Source organism: Enterobacter sp. BIDMC92 (assembly GCF_001030225.1).
Taxonomy (GTDB): Bacteria; Pseudomonadota; Gammaproteobacteria; order Enterobacterales; family Enterobacteriaceae; genus Enterobacter; species Enterobacter sichuanensis.
On record NZ_KQ087598.1, the window covers coordinates 1,714,229 to 1,732,403 of the forward strand.

Consider the following 18,175-nt stretch of genomic DNA (forward strand, 5'->3'; position numbering starts at 1 on the left):
GACAATGCAATACATCCAGCACCCCCAGGCGATTGAAGCCAAAAGTTTCGACATCATTGGCGAGATCATTCGCGAAACGCGGCCGGAGTACCGGTTCGCCAGCCCGCTGCATGAGGCGATCGTCAAGCGGGTAATCCATACCACTGCAGATTTTGACTGGCTGGATATTCTCTGGTTTTCAGATGACGCCATAGAGCAGCTTTGCGCGGCGCTCCGTCGCCCCTCCGTCATCTATACCGATACCACGATGGCGCTCTCCGGGATCAACAAAACGCTGCTGGCCACATTCGGGGGCGAATGTCGTTGCTATATCAGCGACCCGCGGGTGGTAGCACAGGCAAAAGCACAGGGAATAACCCGCTCGATGGCGGCCGTTGATATCGCGGTGACGGAAGGGAGTGAGAAGATCTTCGTCTTTGGCAATGCGCCAACGGCACTGTTTCGCCTGCTTGAGCATGATGTTGCCGTCAGCGGCGTGGTGGGCGTCCCGGTGGGGTTTGTGGGGGCGGCGGAGTCGAAAGAGGCGCTGACGCACAGCCATTTGCCCGCTATTGCGGCACTCGGGCGCAAAGGCGGCAGCAATGTGGCAGCAGCGATTGTGAACGCCATGCTCTATTACCTGCAGGGGGCGCGATGAGCGATTCAACCTACGATGCCCCGGTATGGCATAACGGGAAGGCGTTACGCAAAGGCTACACCACCGGTTCCTGCGCGACCGCGGCAGCGAAAGTCGCCGCGCTGATGGTGCTGCGCCAGCACCTCATTCATCAGGTCTCCATTGTCACGCCCTCCGGCGTTACGCTGTGTCTGAACGTGGAATCGCCGCACATTGAAGGACAGCAGGCGATTGCCGCCATCCGCAAAGACGGCGGTGATGACGTCGACGCCACGCACGGCATGCTGATTTTTGCTCGCGTGACGCTCAACGACAGCGGCGAGATTACGCTGTCGGGCGGCGAAGGCGTAGGGACCGTGACGCGCAAAGGAATTGGCCTGCCCCTCGGCAGCGCGGCGATCAACCGCACACCGCGTCACACCATTGAAACTGCGGTGCGTGAGGCGATTGGCCCGACCCGCGGGGCCGACATAACAATTTTTGCGCCTGAAGGGGAAGAGCGGGCCCGGAAAACCTACAACTCACGCCTCGGGATCCTGGGCGGCATTTCGATCATCGGCACAACTGGCATTGTGACTCCGATGTCAGAGGAGAGCTGGAAACGATCGCTTTCTCTTGATCTGGAGATTAAACGCGCGGCCGGGCTGGAACGGGTCGTGCTGGTACCGGGCAATCATGGCGAGCGTTTTGTGCGTGAGCAGATGGGCATCGATGAAGATGTCGTGGTCACCATGAGCAATTTTGTCGGCTACATGATCGAAGAGGCGGTGCGGCTGGGATTTCGCCAGATAGTGCTGGTCGGCCATCCTGGCAAACTGATCAAAGTTGCCGCCGGGATTTTCCACACCCACAGCCATATCGCTGATGCGCGCATGGAAACGCTGGTGGCGCATCTGGCGCTACTCGGCGCGCCGCTGGAATTACTGACCGCCGTCAGCGATTGCGATACCACCGAAGCGGCGATGGAACATATCGAAACCTGGGGTTTTCAGGTTCTTTACAGCCACCTTGCCGAACGTATCTGCCTGCGCGTGATGCAGATGCTGCGCTTTACCAAAAATCCGCCGGCCTGTGACGCCATTCTGTTTTCCTTTGATAACCAGGTGCTGGGCAGCAACCGCCCGGTCGAGGCGATAGCCCGGGAGCTGCAATGTTAACGGTCGTGGGAATGGGGCCAGCGGGACTGTCCCTGATGACGCCCGCTGCGCGAGACGCCGTTGAGCACGCCGATGCGCTGGTTGGCGGAAAACGCCACCTGCAGGCGTTTCCGGCGTTTGGCGGCGAGACGTTTGTCCTCGGCGCCAACATTCCGGAGCTGCTGGCCTGGGTTGAGGCGCGTCAGGAGAAAAAGGTGGTGATTGTCGCCTCCGGCGATCCGCTGTTTTACGGCATCGGATCGCGGATGGTGGCGCATTTTGGTATTGCGCGCGTGCGCGTGATTCCCGGCATCAGCGCGGTGCAGTACCTGTGCGCGCAGGCGGGCATTGATATGAATGAGATATGGCTCACCAGCAGCCATGGTCGCAGCGTGAATATTGATGAACTGGTACGGCATCGCAAAGTGGCGATGGTTACCGATAGCCAGTGTGGGCCGAAAGAGATTGCCGCGCAGCTGATCGCACGCGGTAAGGGGCATCGCTGGATGGTGATTGGTGAAAACCTGGCGATGGAAAACGAACGGATCCACTGGCTTACCGTCAGTGAGGTCAGCGCTGACTATGAAATGAATGCCCTGGTGATACTCGATGAAAGATGAACTGTTTCTGCGCGGCGAAACGGTGCCGATGACCAAAGAGGCGGTACGCGCGCTTGCCCTCGCGAAACTGGAGCTGCACCGCGTCAGCCATCTGATTGATGTAGGCGCGGGGACCGGGAGCGTGTCGATAGAGGCTGCGCTGCTGTTTCCCTCTCTGCGCGTAACGGCCATTGAGCGTAACCCTGCGGCTCTGCAACTGCTTGCGGAAAATTGCCAGCATTTTGCCTGTCGCAATATCACGATTTTGCCGGGCGTTGCACCGTTACCGGTGGCGGATAAGGCCGATGCGGTATTTATGGGCGGCAGCGGTGGCCATCTGACATCGCTTATTGACTGGTCCATGCGCCAGTTACATCCAGGCGGACGTCTGGTCATGACCTTTATCCTGATGGAAAACCTCACCACCGCGCTGACCCATTTGCAGCAGATCGGCGTGCAGGACATTGATTGCCTGCAAATGCAGAGCTCCGCGCTGACCTCGCTCGGCAGCGGCCACTATTTCAAACCGAATAATCCTGTTTATGTTATCGCCTGTCAGAAGGAAGAACACCATGTCTGAGACGTTTGATTCCCGTTGTGTGTGGTTTGTCGGTGCAGGTCCCGGCGATCGTGAGCTCATCACGCTCAAGGGTTATCGGCTGCTGCAGCAGGCGCAGGTGGTTATCTATGCCGGTTCGCTTATCAATACCGAACTGTTGGCCTATTGCCCGCAGGAGGCCGAATGCCACGACAGCGCGGAACTCCATTTAGAACAGATCCTTGACCTGATGGCGGCAGGCGTGAAGGCCGGAAAAACGGTGGTACGTTTACAAACCGGTGATGTCTCGCTCTACGGTTCCGTCCGTGAGCAGGGCGAAGAGCTGACCAAACGCGGCATTGCCTGGCAGGTGGTGCCCGGCGTCAGCGCCTTCCTCGGCGCCGCGGCGGAGCTTGGGGTCGAATACACCGTTCCTGAAGTCTCACAAAGCCTGATTATTACCCGCCTCGAAGGCCGTACGCCGGTACCGGCGCGTGAACAGCTGGAGTCATTTGCCAGCCATCAGACATCTATGGCGATTTATCTCTCGGTCCAGCGTATTCACCGGGTGGCGGAACGTCTGATAGAAGGTGGATACCCGGACACCACGCCCGTAGCCGTCATTTATAAAGCGACCTGGCCAGAAAGCCACACCGTACGCGGCACGCTGGCGGATATCGCCGACAAGGTACGCGAGGCGGGGATCCGCAAAACGGCGCTCATTCTGGTCGGGAAGTTCCTGGGCGAGGAGTATCACTACTCAAAACTCTATGCTGCGGATTTTAGCCATGAATACCGCCAGGCCTGAGTCCATCGCGCTGTTTTGCCTGACGCCGGGTGGCGTGCAGCTGGCGAAACGCCTGGCATTGATGCTGCCGGTAACCTGCTTTGCCAGCGAGCATTTGCAGGAAGAGGGCTTTGTCTCCTTCAACGGCGGCTTTGCCCCGGCGCTTCGCGAAGCGTTCACGCACTACCCGGCGCTGATTTTTATCGGCGCAACCGGCATTGCGGTTCGCGTCCTGGCGCCTTTGATCGACGACAAACTGAGCGACCCGGCGGTGGTAGTGATCGATGAGCGTGGGCAGCACGTGATTAGCCTGCTTTCCGGCCATGCTGGCGGCGCGAATGCGCTGACTCGCTACCTGGCGGGAATACTGGGGGCTGACCCGGTGATAACCACCGCCACGGACGTCAACGAGATGGCCGCGCTGGATACCCTTGCCATTCAGCTCAATGCCCGAATGCGCGATTTCCGAACGACGGTAAAAATCGTCAACCAGATGCTGGTGAGCCACCAGCGGGTAGGGCTGTGGTGGGATGTCGAACTCGATAGCGACGTCAGTCAGTGCGATCGGCGCGGATTTATTACCGTGAGCGACCTGCAGCACCTCCCTGAACTGGATGCGCTGGTGTGTATTACGTTGCGAAATACGTTGCCGGAACTGCCGCTGCCGCACTGGAAGCTGGTCCCGCAGCGGGTTGTGGCAGGCATCGGCTGTCGACGCAACACGCCGTATTCGCTACTGGCGACGCTGCTGTCGCGTCAGCTTGAGGCGCAGCAGTTCGATCCGCTGGCGCTGAAAGCGATTGGCAGCGTCTCCCTTAAAAAAGACGAAGCGGGCCTGCTTCAGCTTGCCGCCTGCTGGCGTGTTCCTTTTGAAACCTTTACCGCTGACGCGCTGCGTGAGCACGAACATCGCTTTGCGGCCTCATCCTTTGTACGCCAGACGGTTGGGGTGGGGAGCGTCTCGGGTCCGGCAGCGTGGCTGCTGAGCCATGGGCAACTACGAGGAGAAACCCTGCGCGAACAGGGCGTCACTATCACTTTGGGAGTTTCACACTGATGTTAACCGTAATTGGAATCGGCCCGGGCTCGCAGGCCATGATGACTATGGAGGCCGTAGACGCGTTACAGGCGGCAGAAATCATCGTTGGCTACAAAACCTACACCCATCTGGTGAAGGCGTTCACGGGCGACAAACAGGTCATCAAAACCGGTATGTGTAAGGAGATTGAACGCTGCCAGGCGGCGATTGAGCTGGCGCAGGCCGGGCATAATGTCGCGCTTATCAGCAGCGGCGACGCCGGTATTTATGGCATGGCGGGGCTGGTGCTGGAGCTGGTCAGCAAACAGAAACTGGACGTTGAGGTTCGCCTGATCCCCGGGATGACGGCCAGTATCGCCGCCGCCTCTCTGCTTGGCGCACCGCTGATGCACGATTTTTGCCACATCAGCTTAAGCGATCTGCTGACGCCGTGGCCCCTGATCGAAAAACGCATTGTCGCCGCGGCAGAAGCGGACTTTGTCATCTGTTTCTATAACCCGCGCAGCCGGGGTCGCGAGGGCCATCTGGCACGCGCATTTGAGCTGCTGCGCGCCAGTAAAAGTCCGCAAACGCCGGTAGGGGTAGTGAAATCTGCCGGGCGTAAAAAGCAGGAGAAGTGGCTAACCACGCTGGGTGACATGGACTTTGAGCCGGTCGATATGACGAGTCTGGTGATTGTCGGAAATAAAGCCACGTATGTGCAGGAGGGGCTGATGATCACACCGCGGGGTTATGTGCTGTGAAATATGGCGACGTGCTGGTCTTGGGGGGCACCAGCGATGCCCGCGCGATCTGCCACCAGCTGGATGCGGCTGACGTGGCCTACACCCTGTCGGTGGCGACGCCCACCGGGCAGCGGCTGGCGGGCGACATTAAGGGGCGCGTGCGCTGTGGTCGTCTGGAGCCGCAACAGATGGTTGACTGGCTTACGGAAAACAGGACCCGTTGGGTGATTGACGCTTCGCATCCCTACGCTGAAGTGGTCAGCCGCAACATCCTGACGGCCTGTGAGACGGTGGGCGTGTTGCTTAGCCGCTATCAGCGCCCCGAACAGCTCAGTGAACTGACGCATCCGCTGCTCTACAGCGTGCCGGGAATTGAAGAGGCCTGCGACATCGCGCGGCGTCTTGGCGAACGCGTGCTGTTGACAACCGGGAGTAAAGATCTGGCGCGCTGGCGTACCGCGCTGCCGGAGAAAACGCTGCTGGCCCGGGTACTGCCGGTGCCCGAGGTCCTTGAGCAATGCGTCGGGCTTGGCTTTGGTGTTACCGAGATTTTCGCCCTGTGCGGACCATTCAGCGCTGAGTTTAACGCGGCGTTTTATCGCCAGTGCCGGGCTGACGTGATGATAACCAAAGCGTCCGGTGCGGAAGGCGGTTATCGGGAAAAGGTTCAACCCTGTCTGGATGCGGGCATTCCCTGCATCGTGATTACACGCCCGGCACCGCTGGTGACGGGAGACGAGTTACTGGAAAGTCAGGCCGCATTCGCCGGGCGTTTAGCGCGTTGGATGGCCGTTGCTTAAGGAGATAGTGATGAAAAAGGCGCTTCTGGTGGTCAGCTTTGGTACCAGCTACCACGATACCTGCGAGAAGAACATTGTGGCCTGCGAGCGTGCGTTGGCAGAAAGCTGCCCTGACCGTGAGCTGTTTCGGGCATTCACCTCCGGGATGATTATTCGCAAGCTGAAACAGCGTGACGGCATTGAGATCGATACGCCGCTGCAGGCGCTGAAAAAGCTTGCGGCTCAGGGATATCAGGATGTGGCGATTCAGTCCCTGCATATCATCAACGGCGATGAGTACGAGAAAATCGTCCGTGAAGTGCAGAGCCTGCGCCCGCTGTTTACCCGCCTGACGCTGGGGGTACCGCTCCTGAGCAGCCACGACGATTACGCGCAGCTGATACGCGCATTGCAACAGCAGATGCCAGCGCTTAGTGCCACGGAAAAAGTGGTGTTTATGGGCCACGGCGCCAGCCATCACGCCTTTGCGGCCTATGCCTGCCTTGACCACATGATGATGGTCCAGGGTTTCCCTGCCCGCGTCGGTGCGGTGGAGAGCTACCCGGAAGTCGACATCCTGATTGAGAGCCTCGCTAAAGAGGGCGTCACCGCCGTGCATCTGATGCCGCTGATGCTGGTGGCAGGCGATCACGCCATTAATGATATGGCCTCTGATGCCGAGGATTCCTGGAAGACGTTGTTTAACGCAGCCGGGATCGCGGCGACGCCGTGGCTGAGCGGGCTGGGAGAAAACCTGGCGGTGCGCGCGATGTTCGTCGCCCATCTGCAGCAGGCGCTGAGCGTCGCGATGGAGGAGGCAGCATGAGCGGCAAACTGTACGCCCTGAGTACCGGGCCGGGCGCGTCTGACCTTATCACCGTGCGCGCCTCACGGATCCTCGGTTCGCTGGATATTCTCTATGCCCCGGCCGGCCGCAAAGGCGGCGATAGCCTGGCGCTCTCTATCGTCCGGCCGTTTATCGGCCAACAGACCGACATCCGCTGCTGCCATTTTCCCATGAGCGCCGACGATGCTGAAAAAGAGGCGGTATGGGATGAGGTGGCCGACGCGTTAGTCAGGGCGGTGAACGACGGAAAACAGGTTGGCTTTATCACCCTGGGCGACGCCATGCTGTTCAGCACCTGGGTGTTCTTACTGCGACGCATCGGCAATCCGGACTGGCTGGAAATTGTGCCCGGGGTGACGTCGTTTGCCGCGATTGCCGCGCGGTCCAAAACGCCGCTGGCGATGGAACAGCAGTCGCTGGCGGTGATCGCCTGTACCGCGCCGGAAGCGGAGATTGCACAGGCGCTGCAGCAGCACGACAGTCTGGTGCTGATGAAGGTGTATGGCCGGTTTGCGCGCATCAAAGCGCTGCTGGCGCAGGCCGGGCTGCTGAACTGCGCACTGATGATGTCAGAGGCCACGCTCCCTGGCGAGCAGTGCTGGCGGCATCTGGATGAGGTTGCTGATGACCAGCCGTTACCCTATTTCTCGACCATTCTGGTCAACAAACAGTGGGAGTATGCGTAATGAAACTCGAACAACAGCTTAAACAGCTGTCATTTGGTGGCCTGGCGGCGGCGCTATTGCTGATGGTGGTGCCGGAGCAGGCGTTCGCAATGCACATCATGGAAGGGTTTTTACCGCCGATGTGGGCGCTGGCGTGGTGGCTGCTCTTCTTACCGTGTTTGTGGTACGGACTGGTGCGTCTGCGCCGTATCGTGCAGGAGGATAGCCACCAGAAAGTCCTGCTGGCGCTGTGCGGGGCATTTATTTTCGTGCTGTCGGCACTGAAGATCCCATCGGTAACCGGCAGTTGCTCGCATCCCACCGGCGTGGGACTCGCCGTGATTCTGTTCGGGCCTGGGGTCGTCGCCATCCTCGGCGCCATCGTGCTGTTGTTTCAGGCGCTGCTGCTGGCACACGGCGGTTTGACCACGCTTGGCGCGAACGGCATGTCGATGGCGGTGATTGGGCCGGTTGTCGGGTATATGGTGTGGAAGATGGCCTGCCGTGCCGGGCTCCGTCGTGATGTCGGGGTATTTTTGTGCGCGATGCTGGCGGATCTGATGACTTATTTTGTGACTTCGGTTCAGCTTGGCGCGGCGTTCCCGGACCCGGTGACGGGTACCACGGGCTCGATGGTGAAATTCATGGGCATTTTCTGCCTGACGCAGATCCCCATCGCCATCGCAGAGGGATTGTTAACCGTCATGATTTATGACCAGTTGACCAAACGTCAGCTGATTACCGCACAAGGATACTGAGATGAAAAAAACGCTGATGCTGTTGGCGATGGTGCTTGCCCTGATCGTACTGCCATTTTTTATCGATCACGGGGGGGAATTTGGCGGCTCGGATGGTGAAGCCGAAAATCAAATCCAGGTGGTGGCGCCACATTACACGCCATGGTTCACGCCGCTCTATGAACCCGCCAGCGGCGAAATTGAAAGCCTGCTGTTTACGCTCCAGGGCTCCATTGGCGCAGCGGTGATTTTCTATATTTTGGGCTACACCAAAGGCAGACAGCGCCGTGATGACCGGGCTTGACAGGCTTAGCTACCAGAGCCGCTGGGCTCACGTTGCGCCGGAACGCAAGTTTCTGCTCTGGCTGGCGCTGATGATGCTGGCGTTTGTGCTGCCGCCGCTGGGACAAGGGATCGTACTGGCGTTGACGGCGGGACTGACCTGCTGGCTGCTGCGTATGAGCTTCTGGCGCTGGTGCCGCTGGATGGCGCTGCCGTTTGGCTTTCTGCTGGTCGGGGTACTGACGATCCTCTTTAGCGTCACCCGAGACCCGCACACGCTGGTGGTCAGCGTCCCCGTGGGGCACTACTGGCTGGGGATCACCGTTTCCGGGATGACCGCCGCCAGTGAAACCTTCTGGCGCAGCCTTGCCGCGCTGGCGGCGACGTTCTGGCTGGTACTGAACTTGCCGTTTCCGCAGCTGATTGTACTGCTTAAGCGGGCGCGCGTGCCGCGTCTGCTTACCGAACAGATTCTGCTGACCTGGCGCTTTATTTTTATTTTGCTGGACGAAGCGCTGGCGATTCATCGCGCGCAGACCCTGCGTTTTGGCTATCGCAGCCTGCCAAAATGCTATCGCTCTCTGGCGATGCTGGTCGGTTTGCTGTTTACCCGGGTGTTGATTCGCTATCAGCAGATGGCGACCACGCTGGATATTAAACTCTACCAGGGTGATTTTCCCCTGTAAGGAATCGCACCATGCTGACCACCGCCAATCTCTGGTTTCGCTATCAGGAGGCGCAGGTACTTAAAGGGCTGACGCTGGATTTTTCGACCCATGCCGTCACCGGGCTGGTCGGGGCTAACGGTTGCGGAAAGTCGACGTTATTTATGAACCTGAGCGGCCTGCTGAGGCCGCAGCAGGGGGCGGTTCTGTGGCAGGGGAAGCCGCTGGACTACAGCAAACGCGGACTGCTGGCGCTCCGTCAACAGGTCGCAACGGTGTTTCAGGACCCCGATCAGCAGATCTTTTATACCGATATTGATAGCGACATCGCCTTCAGCCTGCGCAACCTGGGGGTGGCGGAGCCGGAGATCGCGCGGCGCGTCGACGATGCGCTGACGCTGGTCGATGCGCAGCGTTTTCGTCAGCAGCCGATCCAGTGCCTGAGCCATGGGCAAAAGAAGCGAGTCGCCATCGCTGGGGCGCTGGTACTGGGGGCGCGCTATCTGCTGCTGGACGAGCCCACGGCCGGGCTTGATCCTTCAGGACGCACGCAGATGATCGAGATTATCAGACGTATTGTGGCGCAGGGGAACCACGTGGTGATCTCCAGTCATGATATTGACCTGATTTACGAAGTTAGCGATGCCGTCTACGTGCTGCGTCAGGGAGAAGTGCTGGCGCACGGTGCGCCGGGCGAGGTGTTTGCCCGCAGCGAACTGATTGAACGGGCCGGATTAACGCAGCCCTGGCTCGTCAAACTGCATGCGCAACTTGGCCTGCCGTTATGCAAAACCGAAGATGAATTTTTCAGCCGTATGCGACAAAAAAACGTAATGAAGGAGGCCTCATGACGCAGGCAATTATGTTGCAGGGAACCGCTTCTGACGTCGGTAAAAGCGTCCTGGTGGCAGGGCTGTGCCGGATTTTTTATCAGGATGGCCTGCGTACCGCGCCGTTTAAATCGCAGAATATGGCGCTCAATTCCGGTATCACCCCTGAGGGAAAAGAGATGGGCCGCGCGCAGATTTTTCAGGCCCAGGCGGCGGGAATCACGCCGGACGTACGGATGAATCCGGTGTTGTTAAAACCGACCAGTGACCGTAAAGCGCAGGTGGTGCTGATGGGGCAGGTGGCGACCGATATGGACGCGGTCAGCTACCACGCGTACAAACCGCGTCTGCGGGAGCAGATCCTTGATGTCTATAACAGCCTGGCCAGTGAATATGACGTGCTGGTGCTGGAAGGCGCGGGTAGCCCGGCGGAAATTAACCTGCGCGATCGCGATATCGTCAATATGGGAATGGCAGAAATGGCGCAGTGCCCGGTGATCCTGGTGGCGGACATTGACAGAGGCGGCGTGTTTGCCGCCATCTACGGTACGCTGGCGCTGCTGCACGACCACGAGCGGGCGCGCGTGAAAGGGGTCATCATCAATAAATTTCGTGGCGATGTTGCGCTGCTCTGTTCGGGCATTGAACAGATAGAAAACCTGACCGGCGTGCCGGTGTTGGGCGTTATGCCGTGGCTGGATGTGGATCTGGAAGATGAGGACGGCGTGGCGCTGCAAAAGGGAAAATACCTGCGAACCGCGCCGCGTGATATCGACATTGCCGTGGTGCAGGTTCCGCATATCTCCAACTTCACCGACTTTAACGCCCTGGCGGCGCAGCCCGATGTTCGCGTGCGCTATGTTCGCTCTCCCCAGGAGCTGGCGGGGGCTGACCTCGTGATTCTCCCCGGCAGTAAAAATACGCTGGGCGATTTGGGCTGGCTGCGGGAAAGCGGCATGGCGCACGCGGTGTTGCAGTCCCACCAACAGAACGTGCCCATCCTGGGCATTTGCGGCGGCTACCAGATGCTTGGCGACACCATCATTGACGAGGTGGAATCGGGAATAGGAACCCAACCAGGGCTGGGTCTACTTCATACCGTGACTCGCTTTGCGCAGCGAAAAACCACGACGCAGGTTTCTGCGCGGATGGCGTCGGCACTGCCGACGTGGCTTGCCCCGTTATCAGGCATGAAGGTGCAGGGTTATGAGATTCATATGGGAGAGACCCGGCTGATCTCCGACGGTGACCCGACGCTGTTTCTGGAAAAAGGGGGCACGCACATAGCCGATGGTGCCATCAGCGCTGACGGGAAGGTGATAGGAACGTATCTCCATGGGTTATTCGATAACGATGCGTTCACGCGCGCCATGGTGGATGGTTTACGCCAGCGCAAAGGACTGGCGCCATTAGACGTTGCGGTAGATTACGCGGCTTATAAAGCGCAACAGTTTGATATCCTGGCGAGCGCGATGCGAGAACATATTGATATTAAAAAGATCTATCAAATTATGCGGGAGCATCAGGAGGAGGGCGCATGATATTAGTCACCGGAGGCGCGCGCAGCGGGAAAAGTGCGCACGTCGAACAACTGGCGGCGCAGCAGTGCGAACGCGTGCTGTATATCGCGACGTCAGTGATAACCGATGAAGAGATGGCGCTGCGCGTTGACAAGCACCGCGCCCAGCGTCCTGCGCACTGGCGAACCTGGGAAGGGTATCGCGATCTGGGCGATGTGATTCGCCACCAGGTGCAGCCGGGCGAAGGCGTTGTTCTGGAATGCGTCACCACCCTGTTGTCGAACCTGCTCTATGACGCCAGCGGCGGCGCGTCGCCAGAAACCCTCGATTTTTCCGCGCTTGAGACGGTGTTGCAAGAGCAGGTGGACGACCTGATTGCGGCCTGCCAGCAGTCGGCGGCGCCGGTTTATATTGTGACCAATGAGCTGGGCATGAGCATTACGCCAGAGAATCGGCTGGCGCGTCATTTTGTTGATATTGCCGGGCGCGCGAACCAAAAGCTGGCGCGGGCGGCGCAGGACGTGTGGCTGGTTGTCTCGGGAATTGGAGTAAAGATTAAATGTCGTTAAAAATGTTGTGGGCGACGCTGGGTTTTATTACCCGCATACCGGTGCCGCAAAAATGGAGCGACGGCGTTGAATTTTCGCAGTATGGCCGTGGCGTTCCCTGGTTCCCCGTGGTGGGCTTGATCGTTGGCGGCCTGGCCGCCGTAAGCTATCTGGCGGTGAGCCAGACCGGCGGGGGCATCACCATCGGTGCGGTTGCCTGGGTGCTGGCGCTGGTGCTGCTGACCGGCGGGTTTCATCTGGACGGTCTTGCGGACACCTGCGATGGCGTTTTTTCTGCCCGCACCCGTGAAAGGATGCTGGAGATTATGCGCGATAGCCGGTTGGGGACTTACGGCGGTCTGGCCATCGTATTCTGTATCCTTATTAAAGTCGCTACGGCGATCTCCCTGGCTCATCTTCCCGTTAATACCCTCTTTGCACTGCTGGTGTGTGCGCCGATCGTCGGGCGCACGGGCATGGTGTTGGCCATGTACCGGCAGCACTATGCGCGTGAAGGTGCAGGCATGGCAAACGCCTACCTCGGCCATATCAGCGGCAAAGAGACCATCATCACCCTCTGCATCGGCGTAGCGCTCGTGGGGCTGATGGCGGGGATGCAGGGGCTTGTCGCCAGCATCATCGCCTGGATTGTCGTCAACGCGGTAAAGACGTTTTTAAGCCGCCGGCTGAACGGGCTAACGGGGGATACCCTGGGCGCGATGGAGGAGATTGGCGAAATGGTCTTCCTTCTGGCGCTTCTGTGGGTCTGACGTATGCGTATTTTTCTGGTCCGGCATGGTCAAACCACCGCTAACCTCAGCGGTGTATTTTACGGGAGTACCGATTTGTCGCTCTCGCCGCAGGGCATTGTGCAAAGCCAGCGTGTTGCCGGGTTTTTGGCCGGGATCGCGTTCGGGCAAACGCGCGTCAGCGCGCTCCAGCGTGCTCAGCAAACGGCGCAGCTTATCGTGCCAACTGCCCATGATGTTCATGTGGATGCGCGTCTTAACGAGCTGGATTTTGGCGAATGGGAGATGCGGCACTACAGCGACATTGAAAAAGAAAATCCCGCGTCGTGGCAGCGCTGGATGGATGACTGGCAAAACGCAACGCCCGACGGCGGCGAAGCCTTCCCGCATTTCGCCGCACGTGTCAGGGCGGCAGCGGATGAGATGAGTCAACTGCAGCAGCACGAAGAGATGCTCATTGTGGCCCATCAGGGCGTGCTGAGCCTGCTGCTGGCAACCTGGTTAGGGATGCCTCCGGCAGCGATGTGGCATTTCCCGTTCAGTCATGATGCCTACACGGTCGTTGAAAATCGGGCCGGGTATTGGGTATTACGCGTATTTAATGGCAGAAGCGTTTGGCAAACTGAAGAGTGAGGGTGATGAGGATGGGGACAGTGAAGGCGCTGGCGGCGGCCATCAGACCGCTTGATAAACAGAAGATCGAGGCGGCCTCGCGGCATGTTGATGGCTTAATCAAGCCGACAAACAGCCTCGGTCGGCTGGAGAGTCTGGCAATACAGCTTGCGGGAATGTGGGGAATCGACAGGCTCGATAATCTGCAAAAAGAGATTATCGTGATGTGCGCCGACCATGGCGTGTTTGATGAAGGCGTGGCTGTGACGCCGAAGGTGGTGACCAGGCTTCAGGCCGTCAATATGCAAAAGGGGTTGACCGGGGTATGCGTGCTGGCCCGCACTAGCCAGACGTCGGTGCTGCCTGTTGACATCGGCATTGACGGTGAGCCTGTTGACAATATGCTCAGCCTTAAACTCTCTCGTGGCTGTGGGAATATCGCCAGGGGGCCTGCGATGAGCCGTCAGGATGCCGAACACCTGCTGCTGGCGAGCGCCAGCCTCGTTAAAAAACGTGCTCAGGAGGGGATTTCCGTCTTTGGCGTTGGCGAGCTGGGTATTGCGAACACGACGCCGGCCTCGGCAATCATCAGCGTACTGACCGACAGCGATCCGCATGAGGTGGTGGGGATTGGGGCAAATTTGCCGCAGGACCGGGTACAGCATAAGGAAGCCATTGTTCGGCAGGCGATACGCATTAACCAGCCGGATGCGCGCGATGCGGTTGACGTTCTGGCCAAAGTTGGCGGCTATGACCTGGTGGGTATGACCGGGGTGATATTAGGCGCTGGTGCATGCGGACTGCCCGTTGTGTTGGACGGTTTTCTCTCGTATGCCGCAGCCATCGCCGCCTGTCAGATTGCGCCAGAAGTTAAGAACTACTGTATTCCCTCTCATTTTTCCGCCGAAAAAGGGGCCAGACGTGCGCTGGAGCACCTTGGGCTGGCGCCCTTTATCCATCTTGACATGCGTCTTGGCGAAGGGAGCGGTGCCGCGCTGGCAATGTCTATCGTCAGTGCGGCATGCGCGATGTATTGCGAGATGGGGCTACTGGCGCAAAGCGGCATTGAATTACCCGTTCCGGCGTGACGGAATGCGATACGTTTGATTTGTTACGGATTGTAGGCCGGGTAAGCGCAGCGCCACCCGGCAAGAAAGCGTGTGCAGGTGGTTTACAGCCCGATCACCAGCTCCCCGGAATGGCTTCGCGAGCAGCACAGCGCCACCTGCTGCTCGGTTGCGTTTTTTTCCGCCTCTGACTGCACGCTATCCCGGTGATCCACCACGCCGTCAATCACTGGCGTCAGGCAGGCGCCGCAGATCCCCATCTCGCAGGACAGCGGTACGTCCACGCCATTTTCCAGCAGTACCTGGGCGATAGTCTTATCCGCAGGGACCGGCCAGCGCTCGCCGGTGGAGGCCAGTTTGACCGTAAAGATCTCACCCGCTGCACCGCCACTTGCGGGCGCAGCAGGCTGAAACGCCTCGCTGTGAAGATGGGCGTCGTCCCAGCCTTTCGCCGTGGCGACCTCACGTACTTTTTCCATAAACCCTGCGGGTCCGCAGATCCAGGCGTGAAGCCCCGGCTCAGGCATCGGGAGATGCCCGTCCAGCGTGGTGCGCGGGCTCTCGGTATGGATGACGCACGCATCGCACGCTGAAAGCGCGCGGGCAAACGCCGCGCGTTGCTGGTCCCGGACGTAGTAGTGCAGCGAAAACGGCGTGCCGGCGGCCTTCAGCTGCAGGGCCATCGCATACAGCGGCGTAATGCCAATCCCCGCCGCCAGCAATAAAACCCGTTCTGCCTGCACCAGCGGAAACAGATTGCGCGGGGCCGAAATCAGCAGCTTCTGCCCCGGACGTAGCGTTTCGTGAACGTAGCGCGACCCACCCCTCGAGGCGGCTTCCCGCCCCACGCAGATTAGATACCCCTCATCGCCGCACGCCCCGGTCAGGGAATACTGACGAATAACTCCGCAGGGCAGATGCACGTCGATGTGCGCCCCGGGCTGCCATGCCGGCAGCGCTTCGCCGTTTTCGGCCACCAGCCTGACGGCGAGGCTCTTGTCCCCCTCGCGCCACAGTCCGTCAACAATCACGCTCAACATACGGGCCTCCGTCATACCAGGAAAAATGCGCCAAAGCCCATCTTCTTCAGTCCCCGGCGGTAGGCAATCGAGCTTTTATCCGCGGGGATATGCGCTTCCAGGGTGAGATCCAGCGGCAGGCTTTCCGGACGCTGGGTTTCCACCATCAGGCGATCTTCTTCAAAGATGCGCAGGTTAAAGGCATGCACCTCTTCCACCGGAATATGCAGATCAAAATTACGCGCGATAGGGGCGAACATGCGGGTCACGCGTGAGGAAACGGGCGACGCGGCATTCATGATTACCAGCCGGGATTCTCCCGGAAAATGGATCGTCAGGGTGGCGGTAAACGGCAGGTGCATTTCAAAATGGCGCAACCAGCGGAAGCCCTCCGGGGCCTGCACATCCGAAGCGGGAGGATAGTTACTCACCGTACTCCAGTAATCGGCAACAAAGCCAAACGGCGTCTCCTGGGGTTGATAGTCAGGGACCAGCGGGTTATTGGGATCCGCAAAGGTATCGGTATGGATCCAGGCAAAGTGCGCCACGTCCAGAAACCCTTCCACCTGACGCCCGGCGAAGCCATTCACCTCGAACGCCGGGCAGTTAATCTGCTGAAATCCATCGTCATCCCAGTGCGGCAGGGTGGGCAGCGGCGCGGGATTATCCGGATCAAACGCCAGGCAGGTCCAGATCAGCCCAAAGCGCTCCTCCACGGCGTAATTAATCAGGTTCAACTTTGCCGGAACGGGCTGGTCGGGGCTGGACGGAATGCGGTTGCAGCGCCCGTCCTCCCCAAAACGCAGGCCATGATAGGGACAGATAATCCCGTGCTCATCGTGAAAGCCGAGCGTCAACGGCACGCCGCGGTGCGGGCACACGTCCCGGGCGACCACGACCTGGTCGTTGATCCGGTAAATCACCAGCTGTTCGTCCAGCAGGGTCGCTTTAACCGGCGCCGGGCCGATGTCGCAGGCCCGGGCGACCGGATGCCAGCATTTCGCCAGACGCAGCCAGTCCTCTGGCTCAAACGTGCAGTGGGCGGGTGGGGTCGGTTCTCTTTTCATGTTCATCCCTCTTGCGTTCAGCCTAACGGGCCGCCCTGAATGGTGTCGCACAGACCGTTGATGATGCGCTCTCCGGTCTCCTCTTTGAGTTCCTGATACCAGGCCTCCGTCAGCGCCATGTCTTTGCCGTGGGTCACGTCGCAGCGTTTACGCGCCTTCAGCACCAGGTCGCGCACCCGGTCGCAGCGCAGCGCTTCGTACTGTCGCAGCGCCAGCGTCACGTTGTGGTTTTCACGCAGGCATTGACCCAGCACCACCGCATCTTCCATGGCCGCACAGCCACCCTGGCCGATATCCGGCGTGGTGCTGTGTGCGGCATCGCCCAGCAGCGCGACGTTGCCGCGCACCAGCGTGTCGAACGGCTCAATGTCGTGGATCTCAATGCGGTTGGTGGTCTGCGGGTCGAGCGCGGCGATAAGCTTTTGCACCGGCGGCGCCCAGCCGCGGAAGTAGCCCGTGAGATCGGCGCGCAGGGTGGTGCGATCCTCCGCCAGGCCCAACGGGAGCGGCACGTCAAAAAAGAAATAAAACCGTCCGCCGGAGACGGGCATCAGCGACACGCGTTTGCCTTCGCCAACGAAGGTGGTCCACTGATGAGCCGGTGCAATCTCTTCGTCAATCTTCACCAGCCCGTTCCAGTTCACGTAACCGGCATAGCGGCGCTCCGGGGTATAGCCCAGCACGTACGGGCGAACCGCCGAGTGGGCGCCGTCGGCGGCAATCAGAAAATCCCCGTGCGCCGTGGTGCCATCGGTGAAGGTCACGCTCACGCCAGCGTCGTCTTCATGGACGTGTTCGACGCGCTTGCCGAACTGCACGTTATCGCGTCCCCAGAACTCCAGCATTTCGCGCTGGAGTTCAGTGCGCGAGACGGGGCAGGGACGCCCTCCGGTACGCTCAACCAGCGGGGCAAGGCTGAAGCGGGTCAGGGTCTCGCCGCGCCGGTAATCTTTATAGGCCATGAAACGCATCGGCCCGCCGTACGTCTCAACGATCTCCCCCATCCCGAGGTGCTGCATGCATTTCACGCCGTTAGGCCAGATGGAGATGGCCGCCCCGACGGGCCTGATCTCTTTTACGGCTTCAAATACGGTACAGTCGATTCCCGCTTTCTTCAGTGCGACGGCGGCGCTCAGGCCGCCAATACCCGCGCCAATGACGATTGCTCTCATGCTTCTCTCCTTTTGCTGGGGTAAGGTTATTCAGCAATTTGCGTACCAGGCTGCAGCGTGGCGAAAACGGCGTTGTGAGAGCGGTACTTGCACTGCTAAGGTGCGTAAACGCGGTGAGCGTGCCTTTTTTTGAATCAAAAATTTCCGCTTCACGCATCCGGAATCGACTGTTTCAC

General features: G+C 59.6%; 22 protein-coding genes. 19 read left to right on the top strand and 3 right to left on the bottom strand.

Features of this window, described 5'->3' with window-relative positions:
- Positions 1 to 4: 4 nt before the first annotated feature.
- Genes SP99_RS07785 through cobT form a run of 19 tightly spaced genes read left to right on the top strand, consistent with a single transcriptional unit; the run spans position 5 to position 14,762 of the window.
- Positions 5 to 637, top strand: coding sequence for a cobalt-precorrin-8 methylmutase (locus SP99_RS07785; protein WP_047958197.1), 633 nt, complete (start codon positions 5 to 7; stop codon positions 635 to 637).
- Positions 634 to 1,773, top strand: coding sequence for a cobalt-precorrin-5B (C(1))-methyltransferase CbiD (gene cbiD / locus SP99_RS07790; protein ID WP_047958198.1), 1,140 nt, complete (start codon positions 634 to 636; stop codon positions 1,771 to 1,773). Before SP99_RS07785 ends, cbiD begins: the two co-directional genes overlap by 4 nt.
- Complete coding sequence (locus SP99_RS07795; protein WP_047958199.1) at positions 1,767 to 2,372, top strand: cobalt-precorrin-7 (C(5))-methyltransferase; 606 nt, start codon at positions 1,767 to 1,769, stop codon at positions 2,370 to 2,372. The genes cbiD and SP99_RS07795 overlap by 7 nt, the downstream gene beginning before the upstream one ends.
- A complete protein-coding gene (locus SP99_RS07800; protein ID WP_047958200.1) occupies positions 2,362 to 2,931 on the top strand; it encodes a decarboxylating cobalt-precorrin-6B (C(15))-methyltransferase in 570 nt (189 codons plus the stop codon). Before SP99_RS07795 ends, SP99_RS07800 begins: the two co-directional genes overlap by 11 nt.
- Complete coding sequence (locus tag SP99_RS07805) at positions 2,924 to 3,697, top strand: cobalt-precorrin-4 methyltransferase (RefSeq protein WP_047958201.1); 774 nt, start codon at positions 2,924 to 2,926, stop codon at positions 3,695 to 3,697. The genes SP99_RS07800 and SP99_RS07805 overlap by 8 nt, the downstream gene beginning before the upstream one ends.
- Positions 3,678 to 4,733 (top strand): cobalt-precorrin 5A hydrolase, encoded by a 1,056-nt coding sequence (gene cbiG / locus SP99_RS07810; RefSeq protein WP_047958202.1) that lies wholly within the window; start codon positions 3,678 to 3,680, stop codon positions 4,731 to 4,733. Before SP99_RS07805 ends, cbiG begins: the two co-directional genes overlap by 20 nt.
- A complete protein-coding gene (locus SP99_RS07815; RefSeq protein ID WP_047958203.1) occupies positions 4,733 to 5,458 on the top strand; it encodes a precorrin-3B C(17)-methyltransferase in 726 nt (241 codons plus the stop codon). Before cbiG ends, SP99_RS07815 begins: the two co-directional genes overlap by 1 nt.
- Entirely contained in the window at positions 5,455 to 6,240 is a 786-nt protein-coding gene (locus SP99_RS07820; protein ID WP_047958204.1) for a cobalt-precorrin-6A reductase, read from the top strand. Before SP99_RS07815 ends, SP99_RS07820 begins: the two co-directional genes overlap by 4 nt.
- 10 nt (positions 6,241 to 6,250) lie before the next feature.
- Positions 6,251 to 7,045 carry a sirohydrochlorin cobaltochelatase gene (gene cbiK / locus SP99_RS07825; protein ID WP_047958205.1) on the top strand — a complete coding sequence of 265 codons (795 nt, stop codon included), beginning with the start codon at positions 6,251 to 6,253 and terminating at the stop codon, positions 7,043 to 7,045.
- Positions 7,042 to 7,752, top strand: coding sequence for a cobalt-factor II C(20)-methyltransferase (locus SP99_RS07830; RefSeq protein WP_025755932.1), 711 nt, complete (start codon positions 7,042 to 7,044; stop codon positions 7,750 to 7,752). The genes cbiK and SP99_RS07830 overlap by 4 nt, the downstream gene beginning before the upstream one ends.
- Positions 7,752 to 8,489, top strand: coding sequence for a cobalt ECF transporter S component CbiM (gene cbiM, locus SP99_RS07835; RefSeq protein ID WP_047958206.1), 738 nt, complete (start codon positions 7,752 to 7,754; stop codon positions 8,487 to 8,489). Before SP99_RS07830 ends, cbiM begins: the two co-directional genes overlap by 1 nt.
- A gap of 1 nt (position 8,490) precedes the next feature.
- Positions 8,491 to 8,772: an energy-coupling factor ABC transporter substrate-binding protein gene (locus tag SP99_RS07840; RefSeq protein ID WP_024908226.1), complete on the top strand. Its 282-nt coding sequence runs from the start codon at positions 8,491 to 8,493 to the stop codon at positions 8,770 to 8,772.
- Positions 8,759 to 9,436 (top strand): energy-coupling factor ABC transporter transmembrane protein, encoded by a 678-nt coding sequence (locus tag SP99_RS07845; protein ID WP_047958207.1) that lies wholly within the window; start codon positions 8,759 to 8,761, stop codon positions 9,434 to 9,436. The genes SP99_RS07840 and SP99_RS07845 overlap by 14 nt, the downstream gene beginning before the upstream one ends.
- An 11-nt stretch (positions 9,437 to 9,447) precedes the next feature.
- Positions 9,448 to 10,266, top strand: coding sequence for an energy-coupling factor ABC transporter ATP-binding protein (locus tag SP99_RS07850; RefSeq protein ID WP_047958208.1), 819 nt, complete (start codon positions 9,448 to 9,450; stop codon positions 10,264 to 10,266).
- A complete protein-coding gene (locus tag SP99_RS07855; RefSeq protein ID WP_047958209.1) occupies positions 10,263 to 11,786 on the top strand; it encodes a cobyric acid synthase in 1,524 nt (507 codons plus the stop codon). Before SP99_RS07850 ends, SP99_RS07855 begins: the two co-directional genes overlap by 4 nt.
- A complete protein-coding gene (cobU, locus tag SP99_RS07860) occupies positions 11,783 to 12,334 on the top strand; it encodes a bifunctional adenosylcobinamide kinase/adenosylcobinamide-phosphate guanylyltransferase (protein WP_047958210.1) in 552 nt (183 codons plus the stop codon). Before SP99_RS07855 ends, cobU begins: the two co-directional genes overlap by 4 nt.
- Positions 12,325 to 13,083, top strand: a complete 759-nt coding sequence (gene cobS, locus SP99_RS07865) for an adenosylcobinamide-GDP ribazoletransferase (protein WP_047958211.1) — start codon at positions 12,325 to 12,327, stop codon at positions 13,081 to 13,083. The genes cobU and cobS overlap by 10 nt, the downstream gene beginning before the upstream one ends.
- Before the next feature lie 3 nt (positions 13,084 to 13,086).
- Complete coding sequence (locus SP99_RS07870; protein WP_047958212.1) at positions 13,087 to 13,695, top strand: adenosylcobalamin/alpha-ribazole phosphatase; 609 nt, start codon at positions 13,087 to 13,089, stop codon at positions 13,693 to 13,695.
- A gap of 11 nt (positions 13,696 to 13,706) precedes the next feature.
- Positions 13,707 to 14,762 (top strand): nicotinate-nucleotide--dimethylbenzimidazole phosphoribosyltransferase, encoded by a 1,056-nt coding sequence (cobT, locus tag SP99_RS07875; protein ID WP_047958213.1) that lies wholly within the window; start codon positions 13,707 to 13,709, stop codon positions 14,760 to 14,762.
- Between the two features lie 83 nt (positions 14,763 to 14,845).
- Here cobT and SP99_RS07880 read toward each other — a convergent pair whose 3' ends face one another.
- From SP99_RS07880 to hpxO, 3 genes are read right to left on the bottom strand one after another with little or no spacing between them, the layout of a single operon-like run.
- Positions 14,846 to 15,781 (bottom strand): PDR/VanB family oxidoreductase, encoded by a 936-nt coding sequence (locus tag SP99_RS07880; protein WP_082137895.1) that lies wholly within the window; start codon positions 15,779 to 15,781, stop codon positions 14,846 to 14,848.
- An 11-nt stretch (positions 15,782 to 15,792) separates the two neighbouring features.
- Positions 15,793 to 16,827 (bottom strand): molybdenum cofactor-independent xanthine hydroxylase subunit HpxD, encoded by a 1,035-nt coding sequence (gene hpxD, locus SP99_RS07885; protein WP_047958215.1) that lies wholly within the window; start codon positions 16,825 to 16,827, stop codon positions 15,793 to 15,795.
- Positions 16,828 to 16,844: 17 nt separating this feature from the next.
- Positions 16,845 to 17,999, bottom strand: a complete 1,155-nt coding sequence (gene hpxO / locus SP99_RS07890) for an FAD-dependent urate hydroxylase HpxO (protein WP_047958216.1) — start codon at positions 17,997 to 17,999, stop codon at positions 16,845 to 16,847.
- Positions 18,000 to 18,175: the final 176 nt, after the last annotated feature.